The sequence below is a fragment of the Lentzea sokolovensis genome (assembly GCF_033949975.1).
Taxonomy (GTDB): Bacteria; Actinomycetota; Actinomycetes; order Mycobacteriales; family Pseudonocardiaceae; genus Lentzea; species Lentzea sokolovensis.
This window is the reverse complement of sequence record NZ_JAXAVU010000012.1, coordinates 118,031-135,879: the sequence shown is the minus strand read 5'-3', so window position 1 is coordinate 135,879 and position 17,849 is coordinate 118,031. Positions and strand designations below refer to the sequence as shown.

Genomic DNA, 17,849 nt, shown 5'->3' with positions numbered 1-17,849 from the left:
GGTCAGCAGTGGTGCCGAAGCCAATATATTGGCCGTACGGGTGTCTAGGACAGCGGGCTAGTGGTGGGTGACCGGGGCGAAGTGGTCGGCGGTGATGGGGCCGAACACCGTCGCGCCGCGGTCGGCCGGTCCGACGCTACGGCGTAGCGCGGCGAACAGCTCGCGGCCCGTGCCCATCCACTCGCGGCTCGTCGGCGGGAAGTCCACCAGGGGACGCGTCGCCAGTTCCTCCGCGGACACCTGGATCTCCAACGTGCCCGCGGTGGCGTCCAGCCGGACGACGTCGCCGTCGCGGACCCGGCCGAGCGGGCCGCCGACGGCGGCTTCCGGGGTCAGCTGGATGGCGGCCGGGATCTTGCCCGAGGCGCCGGACATGCGGCCGTCGGTCACGAGGGCGACCTTGTGGCCGCGGTCCATCAGCACGCCGAGTGGTGGCGTCAGCTTGTGGAGCTCGGGCATGCCGTTGGCCTGGGGGCCCTGCTGGCGGACGACGACGACCACGTCGCGGTCGAGCTCGCCCGCCTTGAAGGCTTCCTGGAACGCCTCCTGGGTGGTGAAGACGCGGGCGGGGGCCTCGACGACGTGGTTCTCCGTCGCCACCGCGGAGACCTTGATGACCGCGCGGCCGAGGTTGCCGGTGAGCATGCGCAGGCCGCCGTCGGAGGCGAACGGGTCCGTGGCCGGGCGCAGGACGTCGAGGTCCAGGGAGCGGCCGGGGCCGTCGACCCAGACCAGTTCGCCGTCGGCCAGCATCGGCTCCTGGCGGTAGCGGTTCAGGCCGTGGCCCGCGACGGTGTTGACGTCGGCGTGCAGCAGGCCGGCGTCGAGCAGGGTGCCGACGACGAACTGGACGCCGCCCGCCGCCTGGAAGTGGTTGATGTCGGCGCTGCCGTTCGGGTAGACCCGTGCGATCAGCGGCACGATCGCCGACAGGTCGTTCAGGTCGTCCCAGCTCAGGTCGATGCCCGCGGCGGCGGCGATGGCGACCAGGTGCATCGTGTGGTTCGTCGAGCCGCCGGTGGCCAGCAGCGCGACGACGCCGTTGACCACGGCCTTCTCGTCGACGACGTGCGCGATCGGGGTGTAGCCCTCGCCCTTGGCCATCTCGACGGCGCGGCGGCCGGCGTGCTCGGTCAGGGCGCGGCGCAACGTGGTGCCCGGCGGGACGAACGAGGCGCCGGGCAGGTGCAGGCCCATGACCTCGACGACCATCTGGTTCGAGTTCGCGGTGCCGTAGAACGTGCAGGTGCCGGGGGAGTGGTACGAGGCGGCCTCGGCCTCCAGCAGGTCGTCGCGCGACGCCTTGCCCTCCGCGTAGAGCTGCCGGACGCGGGCCTTCTCCTTGTTCGACAGGCCGGACGACATCGGGCCCGCGGGCACCAGGATCGCCGGCAGGTGCCCGAACGACAGCGCGCCGATCAGCAGGCCCGGCACGATCTTGTCGCAGACGCCCAGCAGCACCGCGGCGTCGAACATCTCGTGCGACAGGGCCACGCCGGTCGACATGGCGATGACGTCGCGGCTGAACAGCGACAGCTCCATGCCTTCACGGCCCTGGGTGATGCCGTCGCACATCGCGGGCACGCCGCCCGCGAACTGGGACACGCCGCCGACGGCGCGGACCGCGTCCTTGATCCAGGACGGGTACTCCTGGAACGGCTGGTGGGCCGACAACATGTCGTTGTAGGAGGACACGATCGCGACGTTGGACTTGCGCAGCGCGCGCAGCGCCGCCTTGTCGCCGCCGGTGATTCCGGCGAAGCCGTGCGCCAGGTTGCTGCACGCGAAGCCGGACCGGGACGTTCCGTCCTGCGCGGCGGCGGCCACGCGTTCGAGGTACACGCGACGCGAATCGGCGCTTCGGGCGGCGATCCGGCGTGTCACCTCTGTCAGAACAGGATGCAGTTCGGTCATGGGGGTCTCCGGGTCATCACGGGCCGTGGTGGGGCCCTTACGAGACGACAACGGTGGCGTCCCACAGACGGGCGTGACGCCACACACAGTAAGTCATGGCTGGTCGCGGACACAAAAACGATTCAGTAGATGGGAGGCGACCAGTTTTGAATCTTGGCGTGTGGTGCTTGTCACATGGCTTGAGATTGGGCAGAGTGCGGGGCACGACCTTGGAACGGAGGTGTCCCATGAACTCCACGGAGATCGTCGAGCTGCGCCGGGTCATCGGTCAGATGCGGCATGCCGTCAGCAACCTGCGCGCCAGGTATGGCGACGTGGCAGCTGTGCAACGCCTGGCCAACGACGTGGAACGCATGGACATCGACGCAACCGAACTCGTCGACCTGAGCACCCCGAGGCAGCGCGAAGCGCCTCAAGTGGAACGCGAGGTCGTGGTCGTGCCAGACACGCCCTACGACGAGTCGCTCTGGAAGGACGCAGACGACGAAGGACTCGGTGGCTACCGCAACCGGACCTGAGCCGAGCTGAACACGCGGCCCCCGCCTGACGCGGGGGCCGTAGTCGTTCCTCCACAACGACGTGGACCCCCAGAAAGGTGAGTAATGGCGAGGGCAGAGATCGCCGCCAGGACTCTGCGCACGGACCGATGGTGGTTGCCGCCGCTGACGACATTCGTCGGCTTGCTGCTCATCTCGATCTACGCGGCGTTCCGCACGTTCCAGGGGGACTACTACTGGGTCGACCAGTACCACTACCTCACACCGATGTACTCGCCGTGCCTCACGGAGGAGTGCGTCCCGGCGGCCTCGCACTTCGGTCAGTGGTTTCCGGCGCTGCCCGGCTTCCTGACCCCGCCGCTGCTGATCATCCCGTTCCTGCTGGGATTCCGGATCACCTGCTACTACTACCGCAAGGCCTACTACCGCGCGGCCTGGGCGTCACCGCCCGCGTGCGCCGTGGCCGAGCCGCACAGCAAGTACACCGGTGAGACCAGGTTCCCGCTCATCGCGCAGAACCTGCACCGCTACTTCTTCTACGCGGCCTCGCTCCTGCTGCTGGTGAACATCTACGACGCGGTCTCCGCGTTCAGCACCGGCGTGGGTCTCGGCAACATCGTCCTGCTGGTCAACGTCGGCCTGCTGGGCGCCTACACGCTGTCGTGCCACTCGTGCCGCCACATCGCGGGCGGGCGGCTCAAGCACTTCTCCAAGCACCCGGTCCGGTACTGGATGTGGACGCAGATCTCGAAGCTGAACAACCGGCACATGCAACTCGCGTGGGCCTCGCTGATCTTCGTCTGCCTCACGGACCTGTACGTCGCGCTGGTCGCCTCGGGAACGATCTCCGACCTCCGCTTCATCAACTAAGGAGTGGTTTTGCCCGAGCTGGAAAGGCATTCGTTCGACGTTCTCGTGATCGGCGCGGGTGGTGCCGGTCTGCGAGCCGCGATCGAGGCCCGTGAGCACGGCCTGCGCACCGCCGTTCTCTGCAAGTCGTTGTTCGGCAAGGCCCACACCGTCATGGCCGAGGGCGGGATCGCCGCCGCCATGGGCAACGCGAACGAGAGCGACAACTGGCAGGTCCACTTCCGCGACACCATGCGCGGCGGCAAGTTCCTCAACAACTGGCGCATGGCCGAACTGCACGCACAGGAAGCGCCGCAACGGGTCTGGGAACTGGAGACCTACGGCGCGCTGTTCGACCGCACCAAGGACGGCCGCATCTCGCAACGCAACTTCGGCGGCCACGAGTACCCGCGTCTCGCGCACGTCGGCGACCGCACCGGCCTCGAACTGATCCGCACGCTGCAGCAGAAGATCGTGTCGTTGCAGCAGGAGGACTTCAAGGAGTTCGGCGACTACGAGGCGCGCCTGCGGGTGTTCCAGGAGTTCACCGTCACCGACCTCGCCAAGGACGGCGACAAGGTCGCCGGCGCGTTCGGCTACTGGCGCGAGTCCGGCCGGTTCGTGCTGTTCGAGGCGCCGGCGGTGATCCTCGCGACCGGCGGCATCGGCAAGTCCTTCAAGGTCACCTCGAACTCCTGGGAGTACACCGGCGACGGTCACGCGCTCGCGATGCGCGCGGGTGCCTCGCTGATCAACATGGAGTTCATCCAGTTCCACCCCACCGGGATGGTCTGGCCGCCGTCCGTCAAGGGCATCCTCGTCACCGAGTCCGTGCGCGGTGACGGTGGCGTGCTGCGCAACTCCGACGGCAAGCGGTTCATGTTCGACTACATCCCCGAGGTGTTCAAGGACAAGTACGCGGACAACGAGGAAGAGGCCGACCGCTGGTACACCGACCAGGCGAACAACCGGCGCCCTCCGGAACTGCTGCCGCGTGACGAGGTCGCCCGCGCGATCAACTCCGAGGTCAAGGCCGGGCGCGGATCACCGCACGGCGGCGTCTTCCTCGACGTGTCCACACGTCTGCCCGCCGAGGAGATCCGGCGGCGGCTGCCGTCCATGCACCACCAGTTCAAGGAACTGGCCGATGTGGACATCACCGCGCAGCCGATGGAGGTCGGCCCGACCTGTCACTACGTGATGGGCGGCGTCGAGGTCGACCCGGACACCGGATCGTCTTCCGTACCAGGGCTTTTCGCCGCCGGCGAGGTCTCGGGCGGCATGCACGGCTCGAACCGGCTCGGCGGCAACTCGCTGTCGGACCTGCTCGTGTTCGGGCGCAGGGCGGGAGCAGGTGCCTCGGAGTACGTGCGGGCGATGAGCGAACGTCCTGTGGTGCCGGAGGAACTCGTCGCCGAGGCACGCGAGACGGCCCTCAAACCCTTCCAGCAGGAAGGCGGCGAGAACCCGTACACGCTGCACATGGAACTGCAGCAGTCGATGAACGACCTCGTCGGCATCATCCGCAAGGCGGGTGAGATGGAAGAGGCGTTGCAGCGGCTGGAGAAGCTCAAGGAACGCGCGCAGGCGCTGACCGTCGAGGGACACCAGCAGTTCAATCCCGGCTGGCACCTCGCACTCGACCTGCGCAACATGCTGCTGGTGTCGGAGTGCGTGGCGAAGGCGGCGTTGCTGCGCACCGAGTCCCGCGGCGGCCACACCCGTGACGACTATCCCGTGATGGACGCCGAGTGGCGCCGGAAACTGTTGGTGTGCAAGGCGTCCGGTGACGGCGCCGAGGTGACGGAGAAGGCGCAGATCCCGATCCGGCACGACCTGCTGGACCTGTTCGACCGCAGCGAGCTGGAGAAGTACCTCACCGCCGAGGAGTTGTCATGAGCTACCAGGGGAAGTTCCGGGTGTGGCGCGGTGACGACTCCGGCGGTGCGCTGGAGGACTTCACCGTCGAGGTCAACGAGGGCGAGGTCGTCCTCGACATCATCCACCGGCTGCAGGCCACGCAGACGCCGGACCTCGCGGTGCGGTGGAACTGCAAGGCGGGCAAGTGCGGCTCGTGCTCGGCGGAGATCAACGGACGCCCGCGGCTGCTCTGCATGACCCGAATGTCGATCTTCGACGAGTCGGAGACGATCACGGTCACGCCGATGCGGACGTTCCCGATCATCCGCGACCTCGTGACCGACGTGTCCTTCAACTACACCAAGGCGCGCGAGGTCCCGTCGTTCGCTCCGCCGAAGGATCTGGCGCCGGGCGAGTACCGGATGCAGCAGGTCGACGTCGAGCGCTCGCAGGAGTTCCGCAAGTGCATCGAGTGCTTCCTGTGCCAGAACACCTGCCACGTGGTGCGTGACCACGAGGAGAACAAGGAGGCGTTCTCGGGGCCGCGGTTCCTCATGCGGGTCGCCGAACTGGAGATGCACCCGCTCGACACCGCGGACCGCGTCGACCAGGCCCAGGAACAACACGGGCTCGGTCTCTGCAACATCACCAAGTGCTGCAGCGAGGTGTGCCCCGAGCACATCCACATCACCGACAACGCGCTCATCCCCATGAAGGAGCGCGTCGCCGACCGCAAGTACGACCCGATCGTCTGGCTCGGCAACAAGCTGTTCAAGCGGTCCTAGCGACGGCCTGCGGTATGACCAGCCCGGACTCGTAGGCCATCACGACGGCCTGAGCCCGGCTGGTCAGCCGCAGCTTCGTCATCACGCGGTTGAGGTGCGTCTTCACCGTGCCCTCCGTGACCGTCAGCCTGGTCGCGATCGCCGTGTTCGTCAGGCCGGTGCCGACGAGCCGCAGCACCTCGCGTTCGCGGTCGGTCAGCTCGTCCAGCCCGACCGAACCCCACGGAGAGACAGCCGAATCGCCCCTCAGGTACGCCGCCACGAGCCTGCGCATCACCGTGGGGCCGAACTGCATCTCCCCGGACGCGACGGCGGTGATCGCGGCGATCAGCCTGGCCGGCTCGGACTCCTTCAGCACGAACCCGGCCGCCCCCAGCCGCAACGCCTCGTGGACGTACTCGTCCAGGTCGAAGGTGGTCAGCACCAGCACCCGCGCGGACGTCGCGGCGCGGGTGAGCGCCGCCAGCCCCGGCAGGCGGATGTCCAGCACGATCACGTCCGGTCTCGACGACCCGGCCAGCGCGCAGGCGGTGTCGCCGTCCCCGGCCTCACCGACGACGGTCAGATCTGGTGCAGCGTTCAGCAAAGCGACCAGGCCGGCACGGAACAACGGCTGGTCGTCGACTACGAGTACGCGCGTCACAATGCCCTCATTCTTGTGACGTCACCGCGGTAGATCCCCCACCACGAGCGTACCGCGAAAGTTGACGGGAGATCCACTCTTCGTGAGACGACCCGGTTCCGCCTCCGTCGCTACGTTCGGCGCCATGCGAACCGCATCGGCCGATCTGCTCGCCGTCCGGACGATCACCGTGGACGGCTCGGACGTCTACCTCCGGGTCACGAACAGTCCCGTCGACCTGGAGATCCGGTGGTCCCGCGACGGCGACCACCGGGTGGCGGGCAGCCCCGTGCTGTTCCCGGCGGGGGACCGTGCACGCCGGTTGCTCGGCACGAACTTCCGCGCCGGCACCACGTTCTGCCTCGACGTGGTGGGTCAGGCGGGCGAGGACTGGTGCGGTGTCGTCGACTGGAACGTCTGACTTCCGAAGGGACTCTCGATGAAACGCGCTCTCGCCGGCCTGCTCGCCGTGGGCTTCGCGATGCTGTCGGCCACGCCCGCGCAGGCGGCGTCGACGACGATCACGGTGCCGTTCAAGGAGAACCAGATCACGTGGTTCACCACCGCGCGCACGATCACCGTCGCCGGGTCGAACATCGACGCCCAGGTCGCGCTCGGCGGTGTCATGCAACTCGCCTGGTACAAGTGCGGCGACCGCAACACGCGCGGGGCGTTCGTGCGGATGGAGGAGACCCGCAAGCACGTCGGCACGAACTTCAAGGCGGGCACCAAGTTCTGCCTCGCCTCCAACAGCCCGTACACCTCGGGCACCGTCGGAGGAACGCTGTGGTGGAGCGGCAACTGACCGGACTGCTCGCCGTCGCCCTGCTGGCCGGGTGCACGGCGGCACCTCCGGCAGAGCCCCGGCTGGTCGACCAGGTGCAGTACACACGGGACATGCGGGACGGTTCCGCGAGGTTCACCTGGCCGGACGGGCGCGAACCCGACCTGGGGGTGCTCGCGGAGAAGTCGGGACCGGGCCAGGACAAGGCACCGGCCGGCAGCGAGCGGATCGTCCTGGAGATCACCAACTCGTGCGCCTGGTACCTCGGCTGGCAGGACGCGCGCGACCGCGGCGACCAGCAGGCCGAGAGCGCCGCGCTGAAGGTGATGGACGAGGTGCTGCCGACGTTCTCCCCAGAGGACCCCGACGGGCAGCGTTACGCCCGTGAGACGGCCGCGAAGGCCAGGACGGGCGACGGCTCGCTGGCCGCCGGCTACGTGACGAACAACTGCGAGTCCGTGCACTGGAAATAGCGACGGGGGCGTGTCCGATGTGGACACGCCCCCGTTCGCACGAACCGACGGATCAGACGGTGATCCCACCGCCGACGCCCGCCGTGGAAGCGTTGCCGAGCTGGACCTGCCCGGCGGCGTCGTTGTCGGTCTTGATGACCTTCTTGTTGCGGCGGTTGCGCTTCTCGAGGTAGGTCGCGAGCCACGTCAGCAACAGGCACAGTCCGATGTAGACCAGGGCGACCACGATCATCACCGGGATCATCGGGCGGCCGAAGTTGACGGCGTCACCACCGATGCGCGTACCCCACCGCAGCAGCTCCTCGAAGGTGATGAGGAAGCCGAGCGCGGTGTCCTTCAGCAGCACGACGAGCTGGCTGATGATGGTCGGCAGCATCGCCCGCAACGCCTGCGGCAGCAGCACGAACGTCATCACCTGCGTCTTGCGCATGCCCAGTGCGTACGCGGCCTCGCTCTGGCCCTTCGGCAGCGAGTTGATGCCCGCGCGGAAGATCTCCGCGAGCACCGAGCCGTTGTACAGCATCAGGCTGATCACGACCGCCGTGAACGCGCTCAGCTTCACCCCGGCCACGGGAAGGCCGTAGTAGAAGAAGAACATCATGATCACGAGCGGGATCGCGCGGAAGACCTCGACGATCACCGCCGCGGGAGCGCGCACCCAGGCGTGGTCGGACAGCCGTGCCGCGGCGAAGATCGCGCCGAACACGAGTGCCAGCGCCGCGCCGACGGCGAACGCGCCGAGCGTGTTGCCGATGGCCTCGACGAGCGAGAGCTGGATCTGCTTGTAGTTGATCCAGTCGAGCCTTCGGGCGGTGAACTGGTCGGTGACGATGAACCTCATCACCACGTACACCAGCGCCGCGGCCACCGCCGCGATGCCGATGACGGCCATGATCTTGTGACGGACGCGGGCCTTCGGACCCGGGACGTCGAACAGCACCATGCTCATCGGGCCACGCTCCACCGCTTCTCGAAGACCTGCTGGACGTACGTCAGCGGCATCACGAGGATGACGAACCCGATGGCGACCCACACGAGTCCGACGAGGACGTTGTCACCCTGGTCCGACAGCTGCTCGCGGATGTTGCCCGCCTGGAAGACGGCGAAGCCCGACGCGACCGTCGTGTTCTTCAGCAACGCGATCATCGTGCTCGTCATCGGCGGCACGACCGAGCGCAGCGCCTGCGGCAGCACCACGTTGCCGAGCATCTGCGTGAACGTGAGACCCAGCGCGCGGGAGGCTTCGGCCTGCCCGACCGGCACCGTGTTGATGCCCGATCGCACGACCTCGCAGACGAACGCCGCCGTGTAGAGCGTCAGCGCCACCACCGCGGCCGTGTACTCGTCGATCTTCAGGATCTCCAGCAGCGGGTACGCGAACACGAAGAACACGAAGACCAGCGTCAGCGGCGTGTTGCGCACGACCGTCACGTACGTCGTGCCGACACCGCGGAACACCGGCACCGGGCTGACCCTCAGCGCCGCGAGGAGCGTGCCCAGCACCAGCGACAGCACCGCGGAGACCGCGAAGAGTTGGAGAGTCTGGCCAAAAGCGCGCAGGAACAGATCTAGGTTGTTGGTGAGGACGCTCATCGGTTTCCTTGCCGTCCGTCCGCCTTCAAAGGAACGGCCGGTGGACCCACGCGGGATCCACCGGCCACGTGAGGAACCGTCAGTACCGGTCGATCTTCGGCTTCTCGGCGGACGAGCCGGACTTGCCCAGCGTGCCGTCGTAGATCTTCTGCCACGTGCCGTCGTCCAGCGAGGCCTGCAGGACGTCGTTCACCTTGTCGCGCAGGGCCTTGTCGTCCTTGGGCAGGCCGATGCCGTACGGCTCGCTGGAGAACGTCTTGCCGACGACCTTCAGCTTGCCGTCCTCGGCGGCCGCGTAGCCCTTGAGGATCGCGTCGTCCGTGGTGACCGCGTCGACCTCACCGTTGAGGAGCTTGGTGACGCACTGCGAGTAGCCCTGGAACTCGAGGACGTTGCCCTCCTCGGTCAGCTTCTCGTCCTTGATGCGCTTGGCCGGCGTGGAGCCGGTCACCGAGCACACCTTCTTGCCCTTGAGGGTTTCCTTGCCGGTGATGTCGGTGTTGTCCTTCTTCACCAGCAGGTCCTGGCCGGCGACGAAGTACGGGCCCGCGAACGAGACCTTCTCCTTGCGGCCGGCGTTGATCGTGTAGGTGCCGACGTAGTAGTCGACGTCACCGTTGATCAGCGCCTGCTCGCGAGCGGCCGACTGGATCGTCTTGAACTGGATCTTCTCGGGGTCGAAGCCCAGCTTCGCCGAGATCAGGCGCGCGATGTCGATGTCGAAACCGCTGTACTTGTTCGTCGTCGGGTCCTTGTAGCCCAGACCCGGCTGGTCCTCCTTGACCCCGACGATCAGCGAGCCACGGGACTTGATCTTCTCGAACGTGGGCGAGCCGTCGACCTTGACGTCCTTGGCGACCTCGAAGAGGCCGGCGGGCGCCGCCGTGTCGGTCGGGCTGCCCTCCTTGCCACACGCGGTCAGGGCCAGTGCGCCCGTCAGCAGCACCGCCGCAAGGGTGCGAACCCTCATCGTCCTTCTCCTGCCATTCGTTCGAAACGTGGGCTGACTACTAGTGAGTCAGGATCTTGCCAAGGAAGTCCTTCGCGCGGTTGGACTTCGGCGCCGAGAAGAACGCTTCCGGGGTGGAATCCTCGACGACCTCGCCGTCGGACATGAAGATCACCCGGTCCGCGGCCTTGCGGGCGAAGCCCATCTCGTGCGTGACGACCAGCATCGTCATCCCGTCCTTGGCCAGGCCCGTCATGACGTCCAGGACCTCCTGGACCATCTCCGGGTCGAGCGCGGACGTGGGCTCGTCGAACAGCATCACCTTGGGCTTCATGGCGAGCGCGCGGGCGATCGCCGCACGCTGCTGCTGTCCACCGGAGAGCTGAGCGGGGAACTTGTCGGCCTGGTTGGCGATCCCGACCCGCTCCAGCAGTTCCATCGCCGTCTTGCGCGCCTCGGCGGCGGGCGTCTTGCGCACCTTCGTCGGCGCGAGCATGACGTTCTCGACGATGGTCTTGTGCGCGAAGAGGTTGAAGGACTGGAACACCATGCCGACGTCGGCGCGCAGGCGGGCCAGTTCTTTTCCTTCGGCGGGAAGCGGTTGCCCGTCCACCTCGATGACACCAGAATCGATCGGTTCGAGGCGGTTGATGGTCCGGCACAGGGTCGACTTACCGGAACCCGACGGCCCCAGCACGACCACGACCTGCCCCTTCGGCACTTCCAGTTCCACGTTCTTGAGCACGTGCAACGGGCCGAAGAACTTGTCCACACCCGCCACACGAATCATCGGCGGTGCAGAGGCGGCAGTCATCCAGTCCTCCATTGGGGGTCGTCGGCGTTGGCGGAAACCTAGGTGTCCGCCACCACACCAGTCCAGGACATTGAGCAAGACTTAGGGTCTCAACTCTGTCACAGGCAGACATCGGTTGCCCGGGAGGTAGCGAAAGTGCGCGTGCTGCTCGTCGAGGACGACGACAGGGTCGCCGAGGCCTTGGTCCCAGCCCTGACCAGACGGGGTTTCCACGTGGACCGGCAGGCCACGGGCCGCGGCACGCTCGACCGCCTCGCAGGCGTCGACGTGGTGCTGCTCGACCTCGGCCTGCCCGACATGGACGGTGTGACGCTGTGCCGTGCCATCAGGGCCGCGTCGGACGTCGCGATCATCGTGGTGTCCGCGCGAGGGGAGATCGACGACCGGATCCTCGGCCTGCACGCCGGGGCCGACGACTACCTGGTCAAGCCCTATGACGTGGGCGAACTCGTCGCGCGCGTGCACGCCGTCCGCCGTCGCCGCGGCGCGGACCCGGTCGGCGTGGGCGCGGTGTCCACAGAGGTGTTCGAGACCGGCGACGTGCGGGTCGACCTGGGGCGTCACGAGGTCACGGTCGCGGGGGAGTCGGTCGCCCTGTCGCGCAAGGAGTTCCAGGTGCTCGCGCTGGTGATGGCGGCGGGCGGCGCGGTGTGCACGCGGGAGCGGATCCTCGCCGAGGTGTGGGGCCGCACCTGGTCCGGAGCGAACCGCACGCTGGACGTGCACGTCGCCACCCTGCGGACCAAGCTCGGCAGGCCCGCGTTGCTGGAGACCGTGCGCGGCGTCGGATATCGGCTGGGGCAGGTGTGATCTCAATTGGGTGATCTTTTGTCGTCGGCGTGTCGCGGCCGGGCGGGGTGACGGCCCGTGAGGTCACGACTGCTGGGCGTGGTGCTCGCCCTGATCGTGCTGGTGCTGGTGGGCCTGGGCGTGCCGCTGGGCCGCAACGTGGCGGCCGCGGAGCAGCAGGAGATGTTCCTCGACCGGCTCACCGACACCAGCCGGTTCGCCTCGCTCGCGCAGCGTCCGCTCATCGACGACAGCCCGCACCTGCTGCGGCCGGAGCTGGAGCGCTACGACGAGCTGTACGACATCGGCGTGGCCGTGGTGGCCCGCGACGCGCCGACCGTGCCGCTGGTGGCCTCGCGCAACGACCTCGCGCTCGGTGACCCCGCCGTGCAGGACCTGGTCAGCAAGGCGCTGGCCGGGCGCCTGCCGGTCGCGCCGGCGTTGTTCACGCCGTGGAGCGACGCGAAGGTCGTGCTCGCCGAACCGGTCCTGGTCGACGGCGAGGTGCGCGGTGCGGTGATCACGTTCTCCCCGACGGCCAAGACCCGCTTCGAGGTGCTCGCGTGGTGGGCGCTGCTGCTCGCGGGAAGCCTGCTGGTGCTGGCGCTCGCGGTGCTGCTGGCGCTTCCGGTGGTGCGCTGGACGTTGCGCCCGGTGCAGGCGCTGGACGAGGCGACCGGGAAGCTCCTCGCCGCGGTGGTGTCGGGCCGGCCGGTGCCGCCGGTGGGCGCGGAGAGCGGGCCGCCGGAACTGCGGCAGCTGTCGCGGTCGTTCGACCAGATGGCCGCGAACGTGAGCGATGTGCTTGCCGCGCAACGGGCCTTCGTCGCGGACGCGTCACACCAGTTGCGCAATCCGTTGACCGCGCTGAAACTGCGGCTGTCCAACCTGGAGGGTCACGTCGACGGTGAGGGGGAGGTGCACCAGGTCGAGGCGCTGAGCGAGACCGACCGGCTCAACCGCATCCTCGACGAGCTGCTCGCCATGGCGCGCGCCGAGTCCAGTTCCGTGGACCCGGTGCCGGTCGACGTCGACAAGTCCGTGGCCGCGCGGCTGACCGCGTGGTCGTCGGCCGCGGCGGCGAAGGACGTGCATCTCGTGCTCGACGGGGAACGCGTCGGCATGGCCCTCGTCCCGCCGCGCGGTGTCGAGACGATCCTGGACGCACTGCTCGACAACGCGTTGAAGTTCACCGCCGAGGGCACGCTGATCGTGGTGGACGCGCGCAAGTCCGACGGCGTCGTCCGGCTCTCCGTCGCCGACCACGGGCCCGGTCTGCAGCCCGACGAGCTCGAACGGGCCACCGACCGGTTCTGGCGAAGCCCCGCGCACCAGAACGTGCCCGGCTCCGGGCTGGGGCTCTCGATCGTGCGGCTGCTGGTCGAACGCGTCGAAGGCACCGTCCAGCTGGAATCACCCGAGGACGGCGGCTTGAAGGTCGTGATCGAACTGCCCGCCGTCTAGACCCCGGGGATCAGACTTTGGCCTCGCGGTAGTAGCGCATGGCGCCGGGATGCAGCGGCACCGGTGATGTCTCGATCGCGGACCGCTGCTCTATCGTGCGCGCCGCCGAGTGCGCCTTCACCAGGTCGGGCTGGCCCTCGAACAGCTGCCGCACCAGCGCTTCGGCCACGTCGTCGGGCATCGACTCGTTGACGAGCAGGAAGTTGCGCACGACGAGCGTGATGACCGGCCCGGACTGCAGGTAGTAGGTGGAGGCGGGCAGCGTCGCCGATCCGTAGACGGGGTACTGCTGGCGGAACTTCAGCAGCTCGTCCTTGAGGTCGAGCATCCGCACGCCGAGCCCCTTGGTGAGATCGGTGATCCGGCGCGTCGGCAGGCCGCCCGACCAGAAGAACGCGTCGAGCCTGCCCTCCTGCATCGCACCGGCGGAGTCGTCGAGGCCGAGGTTCACGGCCTGCGGCCGGACGTTCTCGGACTGCAGCAGCTTGGTCGCGATGATCTCGACGCCGGACTCCTTCGCGCCGATCGACACGCGCAGCCCCGACAGGTCGCGCAGCTTCGCCACCGGCAGGTCGGCGCGGACGATGACCTGCAGGTAGTCGTCGTGCATGCGGGCCAGCGCGCGCAACCGGTCGGAGCCCGGCATGTCTTCGAGCGCGTCCGCCTGGGAGAAGCCGACCTGGGCCTGGTTGTTGATCAGCCGGGTGACGTTGTCCTTGGAGCCGGCCGTCTGCACGACCTGGGGCCGCACGATGCCGAGACGCCCGCTCCAGATGTCCGCGAGGCCGTTGCCGAGCGAGTAGTAGACGCCGCCCTCACTGCCCGTGGCCATCGTGATCTTGATGTCCGTCACCGTGCTGCTACAGCCCGTCAGGACCGTTGCGGCGGTCAACAGGCTCACGGCGGCATGCAGTCGTCCCAGCACCAGCGCATCGTGCCACGGGGGTGCCCGGCCCTTGCACCCGACGAAGGTCCTGCCTGGTCACGGCGCGAATGGGACATGCTTTGTGCGGTCCGCGAAACTCGGGCGTTTGACCAGGGGTTATCGTGTTCGTGTGAGTACCGCGCAGGTTCGCAAGAGCTTCCAGATCCGCACGTTCGGGTGTCAGATGAACGTGCACGACTCCGAGCGGCTCGCCGGTCTGCTGGAGGACGCGGGCTACGCGCGTGCCGGCGAGGACGAGCAGGCCGACGTCGTCGTCTTCAACACCTGCGCGGTCCGCGAGAACGCCGACAACAAGCTGTACGGCACGCTCGGCCACCTCGCCCCGCAGAAGACGGCGAACCCGGGCATGCAGATCGCGGTCGGCGGCTGCCTCGCGCAGAAGGACCGCAGCGAGATCGTCCGGCGCGCCCCGTGGGTGGACGTCGTGTTCGGCACGCACAACATCGGGTCGTTGCCGGTGCTGCTCGAACGCGCCCGCCACAACTCCGAGGCACAGGTGGAGATCCTCGACGCCCTGGAGACGTTCCCGTCGTCGCTGCCTGCCTCGCGCGACTCGGCCTACTCGGGCTGGGTGTCGATCTCGGTGGGCTGCAACAACACCTGCACGTTCTGCATCGTGCCGTCGTTGCGCGGCAAGGAGAAGGACCGCCGCCCCGGCGACGTGCTGGCCGAGGTGCAGACGCTCGTGGACGAGGGCGTGCTGGAGGTGACGTTGCTGGGCCAGAACGTCAACTCCTACGGCGTCGAGTTCGGCGACCGGCTGGCGTTCGGCAAGCTGCTGCGCGCCTGCGGTGAGATCGACGGACTGGAGCGCGTGCGCTTCACCTCGCCGCACCCCAAGGACTTCACCGACGACGTCATCGCCGCCATGGCCGAGACGCCCGCCGTGTGCCACAGCCTGCACATGCCGCTGCAGTCCGGTTCGGACCGCCTGCTCAAGGCGATGCGCCGCTCGTACCGCACCGAGAAGTACCTGGGGATCATCGACAAGGTCCGCGCCGCCATGCCGGACGCCGCGATCACCACCGACATCATCGTCGGCTTCCCCGGCGAGACCGAGGAGGACTTCCAGGGCACGCTCGACGTGGTGCGCCAGGCCCGTTTCTCGTCGGCGTTCACGTTCCAGTACTCGAAGCGCCCCGGCACCCCGGCGGCCGACCTGCCGGACCAGTTGCCCAAGGCCGTCGTGCAGGAGCGGTTCGACCGGCTCGTGGCGCTGCAGAACGAGATGACGCACTCGTTGAACATCGAGCAGGTCGGCCGCACGGTCGAGGTCCTCGTCGCCACGGGTGAGGGCAAGCGCGACGCCGAGACCCACCGCATGAGCGGCCGTGCGCGTGACGGACGCCTCGTGCACTTCGCGCCCGGTGCGATCGTTCCGCGTCCTGGTGACGTCGTGGAGACCGTCGTGACGTACGCGGCCCCGCACTACCTCGTCGCGGACGGCGAACCGCTGTCGTGGCGCCGCACCAAGGCCGGTGACCGTTCCGAGGCCGGCATCAAGCCCAAGACCGCGGGCATCGGCCTCGGTCTGCCGTCGTTCGGAGCGCCCGAGCCGTTGCCCGTGGTGTCAGGGTGCGCGGCCCAGTGAGTGATGAGGACTTCTTGCGCAAAGAGATCGACGCGGTGGAGCACGAGGCGGCCAGGCGCATCGACCCCGGAACGGGCGCGCTGACGATCTCGATCGCGGTGCTCGCGATCCTGGTGTCGCTGGTCCTGCCGTGGATCGGCGAGCACACCGGCCTGCAGGTCGTGCTGGGTGAGTCGTCGCTGTTCCTTCCGACGCTGTTCTCCTACCTCGCGCTGGGCATCGGCGTGCTCGGCTCCGGCATCACGCTCGCGGTGCGGCGCTGGGGGCTCACGTGGGTGTGCTCGCTGGGGCTGTTCGCGGGGTCGATCATCGGCGTGCTGTCGATCTGGACGCAGCAGACGACGACGAGCAACAAGACGATCGGTCCCGGTCCAGGGATCGGATTGATCATCGCGGTGATCGCGGTGATCCTCCTGCTGGTGAAGTGGGTGCAGATCGCGGCCTCACGCCCGCCCCAGCTGTGACGAACGGGGCGCAGTGCCCCCTGAAAACGCCTGAGGGCCCCTCTCCGCACGGGAGAGGGGCCCTTTCAGGGCTTGCTGACTAGCGGGTCGCCAGGGCCTGCTCAGCGGCGGCGAGCCACTCGCGCCACTGGGCCGCCTGCGCCTCGGCCTGCTCGGTGCGGCGCTTGTCGCCCGCGGCACGGGCCTTCGCGGCCTGCGCCTCGAACTGCTCCACGCGCTCGCGGAACTGGGCCACGCGGGCCTCGGCCTCGGGGTCGGACCGGCGCCACTGGGCGTCGACCGCGCCGCGGACCTTCTCCTCGATGGAGCGGAGCTTGCCCTCAAGCTCGCGGATGCGCTCGCGCGGCACCTTGCCGATCGCGTCCCAGCGCTCCTGGATCTTGTAGAGGGCGTTGCGCGCCGACTCGAGGTCGCCCGTCGGGTCGATGCCCTCGGCCTCGGCGAGCAGCTCCTCCTTCAGCTTCGCGTTGGCCGTGAACTCGGCGTCCCGCTCGCTGAACGCTTCGGAGCGCTTCTGGAAGAACGCGTCCTGCGCGGCCCGGAACCGCTGCCACAGCGCGTCGTCGGCCTCCTTGGGCGCACGCCCGGCGGCCTTCCACTCGACCATGAGCTCCTTGTAGCGACCGGCCGTGGTGCCCCAGTCGTCGGAGTCGACGAGCTTCTCGGCCTCCTCGACCAGCGACTGCTTGGAGGTCTTCGCCACCGAACGCTGGCGGTCGAGGTCCGCGAAGTGCGAGCCGCGACGGCGGTTGAACGCGTCGCGCGCCTTCGAGAACCGGCGCCACAGCTGCTCGTCGGTCTTGCGGTCGACGCCGCGGATGGTCTTCCACTCGTCGAGGATCTGACGCAGCCGGTCGCCCGCGACCTTCCACTGCGTCGACTCGGTCGCGATCGACTCCGCCTCGTCGACCAGCGCCTGCTTGCGCGCCACGGACTGGGCTCGGGCGGCCTCCTTGGCCTCCTTCGCCTTCTCCATGCCGGCCTCTGCCTGGACCAGCACGTGCTCGACGCGGGCGGCCAGCGCCTTCAGGTCGCCGACGACGGCGGCCTCGGCGAGCTGCTCCTTGACGTGCTTCGCGCTGGTCATGGCGTGCTTGGGGTCGCCGGCACCGGACTTGAGCCGCGACACGAGCAGCTCGACCTCGGTGCGCAGGTCGTCGAAGCGCCGCGCGAAGTGCGCGAGACCCTCGACCGGCTCACCGGCCTGCCACGACCCGACAGCACGTTCGCCGTCCTCGGTCTTCACGTACACGGTGCCGTCGGCGTCCACGCGCCCCCAGCGGTCAGGGTGGTCCGACGCCACGGGGACGGCCGGAGGCGTCGCCTGCGGTGCGGTCTCCTTCGGCGTTTCCTCGACCCCACCCTCGGCTGCGTCCGCGACTGGGGCGGTCACGGCCACGGCCTCCGGTGTGCTGTCCTGCTCCGACATCGCCGGTTCCTCCCATCTGACGCCCG

Annotated in this window: 19 protein-coding genes; 11 read left to right on the top strand and 8 right to left on the bottom strand. The window is 68.5% G+C overall.

Annotation, left to right across the window (positions count from 1 at the left end; genetic code table 11):
* Nucleotides 1–57 precede the first annotated feature (57 nt).
* The gene (edd, locus tag SK854_RS29205) at nucleotides 58–1,914 is read right to left on the bottom strand and encodes a phosphogluconate dehydratase (RefSeq protein ID WP_319978326.1); all 1,857 of its coding nucleotides are present in this window, start codon (nucleotides 1,912–1,914) and stop codon (nucleotides 58–60) included.
* A 227-nt stretch (nucleotides 1,915–2,141) separates the two neighbouring features.
* Here edd and SK854_RS29200 point away from each other — a divergent pair, with 227 nt between their 5' ends.
* The 4 genes from SK854_RS29200 to SK854_RS29185 all read left to right on the top strand — a co-directional run bounded on the left by SK854_RS29200 (nucleotide 2,142) and on the right by SK854_RS29185 (nucleotide 5,905).
* On the top strand, nucleotides 2,142–2,432 hold the full coding sequence (locus SK854_RS29200; RefSeq protein ID WP_093599759.1) for a hypothetical protein: 291 nt from the start codon (nucleotides 2,142–2,144) through the stop codon (nucleotides 2,430–2,432).
* 84 nt (nucleotides 2,433–2,516) lie between these two features.
* The gene (locus tag SK854_RS29195) at nucleotides 2,517–3,281 is read left to right on the top strand and encodes a hypothetical protein (protein WP_319978325.1); all 765 of its coding nucleotides are present in this window, start codon (nucleotides 2,517–2,519) and stop codon (nucleotides 3,279–3,281) included.
* Nucleotides 3,282–3,290: 9 nt separating this feature from the next.
* The gene (locus tag SK854_RS29190) at nucleotides 3,291–5,159 is read left to right on the top strand and encodes a fumarate reductase/succinate dehydrogenase flavoprotein subunit (RefSeq protein WP_319978324.1); all 1,869 of its coding nucleotides are present in this window, start codon (nucleotides 3,291–3,293) and stop codon (nucleotides 5,157–5,159) included.
* The gene (locus SK854_RS29185; RefSeq protein WP_319978323.1) at nucleotides 5,156–5,905 is read left to right on the top strand and encodes a succinate dehydrogenase/fumarate reductase iron-sulfur subunit; all 750 of its coding nucleotides are present in this window, start codon (nucleotides 5,156–5,158) and stop codon (nucleotides 5,903–5,905) included. The genes SK854_RS29190 and SK854_RS29185 overlap by 4 nt, the downstream gene beginning before the upstream one ends.
* Here the strand turns inward: SK854_RS29185 and SK854_RS29180 are convergent.
* Entirely contained in the window at nucleotides 5,892–6,548 is a 657-nt protein-coding gene (locus tag SK854_RS29180; RefSeq protein WP_319978322.1) for a response regulator transcription factor, read from the bottom strand. The genes SK854_RS29185 and SK854_RS29180 overlap by 14 nt on opposite strands.
* Nucleotides 6,549–6,672: 124 nt before the next feature.
* Between SK854_RS29180 and SK854_RS29175 the strand changes: the two genes are divergently transcribed.
* Genes SK854_RS29175 through SK854_RS29165 form a run of 3 tightly spaced genes read left to right on the top strand, consistent with a single transcriptional unit; the run spans nucleotide 6,673 to nucleotide 7,784 of the window.
* Entirely contained in the window at nucleotides 6,673–6,948 is a 276-nt protein-coding gene (locus SK854_RS29175; RefSeq protein ID WP_319978321.1) for a hypothetical protein, read from the top strand.
* Between the two features lie 18 nt (nucleotides 6,949–6,966).
* Nucleotides 6,967–7,332 (top strand): hypothetical protein, encoded by a 366-nt coding sequence (locus SK854_RS29170; protein ID WP_093599744.1) that lies wholly within the window; start codon nucleotides 6,967–6,969, stop codon nucleotides 7,330–7,332.
* Nucleotides 7,317–7,784, top strand: a complete 468-nt coding sequence (locus SK854_RS29165) for a hypothetical protein (RefSeq protein WP_319978320.1) — start codon at nucleotides 7,317–7,319, stop codon at nucleotides 7,782–7,784. The genes SK854_RS29170 and SK854_RS29165 overlap by 16 nt, the downstream gene beginning before the upstream one ends.
* Before the next feature lie 52 nt (nucleotides 7,785–7,836).
* On the opposite strand, the gene SK854_RS29160 is transcribed toward SK854_RS29165, so the two are convergent.
* The 4 genes from SK854_RS29160 to SK854_RS29145 form a co-directional block, all read right to left on the bottom strand.
* Nucleotides 7,837–8,733 carry an amino acid ABC transporter permease gene (locus SK854_RS29160; protein WP_319978319.1) on the bottom strand — a complete coding sequence of 299 codons (897 nt, stop codon included), beginning with the start codon at nucleotides 8,731–8,733 and terminating at the stop codon, nucleotides 7,837–7,839.
* Nucleotides 8,730–9,377, bottom strand: coding sequence for an amino acid ABC transporter permease (locus SK854_RS29155; protein ID WP_319978318.1), 648 nt, complete (start codon nucleotides 9,375–9,377; stop codon nucleotides 8,730–8,732). Before SK854_RS29155 ends, SK854_RS29160 begins: the two co-directional genes overlap by 4 nt.
* A 79-nt stretch (nucleotides 9,378–9,456) precedes the next feature.
* Nucleotides 9,457–10,347 carry a glutamate ABC transporter substrate-binding protein gene (locus SK854_RS29150; RefSeq protein ID WP_319978317.1) on the bottom strand — a complete coding sequence of 297 codons (891 nt, stop codon included), beginning with the start codon at nucleotides 10,345–10,347 and terminating at the stop codon, nucleotides 9,457–9,459.
* A 40-nt stretch (nucleotides 10,348–10,387) separates the two neighbouring features.
* On the bottom strand, nucleotides 10,388–11,116 hold the full coding sequence (locus SK854_RS29145; protein WP_319978680.1) for an amino acid ABC transporter ATP-binding protein: 729 nt from the start codon (nucleotides 11,114–11,116) through the stop codon (nucleotides 10,388–10,390).
* A gap of 159 nt (nucleotides 11,117–11,275) precedes the next feature.
* Between SK854_RS29145 and SK854_RS29140 the strand changes: the two genes are divergently transcribed.
* Nucleotides 11,276–11,950, top strand: a complete 675-nt coding sequence (locus SK854_RS29140) for a response regulator transcription factor (RefSeq protein WP_319964593.1) — start codon at nucleotides 11,276–11,278, stop codon at nucleotides 11,948–11,950.
* Between the two features lie 57 nt (nucleotides 11,951–12,007).
* The gene (locus SK854_RS29135) at nucleotides 12,008–13,393 is read left to right on the top strand and encodes a sensor histidine kinase (RefSeq protein ID WP_319978316.1); all 1,386 of its coding nucleotides are present in this window, start codon (nucleotides 12,008–12,010) and stop codon (nucleotides 13,391–13,393) included.
* A gap of 10 nt (nucleotides 13,394–13,403) precedes the next feature.
* Here SK854_RS29135 and SK854_RS29130 read toward each other — a convergent pair whose 3' ends face one another.
* Nucleotides 13,404–14,318 carry a TAXI family TRAP transporter solute-binding subunit gene (locus SK854_RS29130; protein WP_319978315.1) on the bottom strand — a complete coding sequence of 305 codons (915 nt, stop codon included), beginning with the start codon at nucleotides 14,316–14,318 and terminating at the stop codon, nucleotides 13,404–13,406.
* Nucleotides 14,319–14,448: 130 nt separating this feature from the next.
* Between SK854_RS29130 and miaB the strand changes: the two genes are divergently transcribed.
* Both miaB and SK854_RS29120 read left to right on the top strand, forming a co-directional pair.
* Nucleotides 14,449–15,930, top strand: a complete 1,482-nt coding sequence (miaB, locus tag SK854_RS29125) for a tRNA (N6-isopentenyl adenosine(37)-C2)-methylthiotransferase MiaB (RefSeq protein ID WP_319978314.1) — start codon at nucleotides 14,449–14,451, stop codon at nucleotides 15,928–15,930.
* Complete coding sequence (locus tag SK854_RS29120) at nucleotides 15,927–16,394, top strand: Rv2732c family membrane protein (RefSeq protein ID WP_319978313.1); 468 nt, start codon at nucleotides 15,927–15,929, stop codon at nucleotides 16,392–16,394. The genes miaB and SK854_RS29120 overlap by 4 nt, the downstream gene beginning before the upstream one ends.
* A 79-nt stretch (nucleotides 16,395–16,473) precedes the next feature.
* Here SK854_RS29120 and SK854_RS29115 read toward each other — a convergent pair whose 3' ends face one another.
* The gene (locus SK854_RS29115; RefSeq protein ID WP_319978312.1) at nucleotides 16,474–17,823 is read right to left on the bottom strand and encodes a DUF349 domain-containing protein; all 1,350 of its coding nucleotides are present in this window, start codon (nucleotides 17,821–17,823) and stop codon (nucleotides 16,474–16,476) included.
* Between the last annotated feature and the right edge of the window lie 26 nt (nucleotides 17,824–17,849).

What these genes read in the sequence shown, in the direction of transcription:
- SK854_RS29185 (WP_319978323.1), top strand. Translation starts at nt 5,156, where the DNA reads ATGAGCTACCAGGGGAAGTTCCGGGTGTGGCGCGGTGACGACTCCGGC.
- SK854_RS29150 (WP_319978317.1), bottom strand. Translation starts at nt 10,347, where the DNA reads ATGAGGGTTCGCACCCTTGCGGCGGTGCTGCTGACGGGCGCACTGGCC.
- SK854_RS29200 (WP_093599759.1), top strand. Translation starts at nt 2,142, where the DNA reads ATGAACTCCACGGAGATCGTCGAGCTGCGCCGGGTCATCGGTCAGATG.
- edd (WP_319978326.1), bottom strand. Translation starts at nt 1,914, where the DNA reads ATGACCGAACTGCATCCTGTTCTGACAGAGGTGACACGCCGGATCGCC.
- SK854_RS29195 (WP_319978325.1), top strand. Translation starts at nt 2,517, where the DNA reads ATGGCGAGGGCAGAGATCGCCGCCAGGACTCTGCGCACGGACCGATGG.
- SK854_RS29160 (WP_319978319.1), bottom strand. Translation starts at nt 8,733, where the DNA reads ATGAGCATGGTGCTGTTCGACGTCCCGGGTCCGAAGGCCCGCGTCCGT.
- SK854_RS29115 (WP_319978312.1), bottom strand. Translation starts at nt 17,823, where the DNA reads ATGTCGGAGCAGGACAGCACACCGGAGGCCGTGGCCGTGACCGCCCCA.
- SK854_RS29145 (WP_319978680.1), bottom strand. Translation starts at nt 11,116, where the DNA reads ATGATTCGTGTGGCGGGTGTGGACAAGTTCTTCGGCCCGTTGCACGTG.
- SK854_RS29155 (WP_319978318.1), bottom strand. Translation starts at nt 9,377, where the DNA reads ATGAGCGTCCTCACCAACAACCTAGATCTGTTCCTGCGCGCTTTTGGC.
- SK854_RS29175 (WP_319978321.1), top strand. Translation starts at nt 6,673, where the DNA reads ATGCGAACCGCATCGGCCGATCTGCTCGCCGTCCGGACGATCACCGTG.
- SK854_RS29170 (WP_093599744.1), top strand. Translation starts at nt 6,967, where the DNA reads ATGAAACGCGCTCTCGCCGGCCTGCTCGCCGTGGGCTTCGCGATGCTG.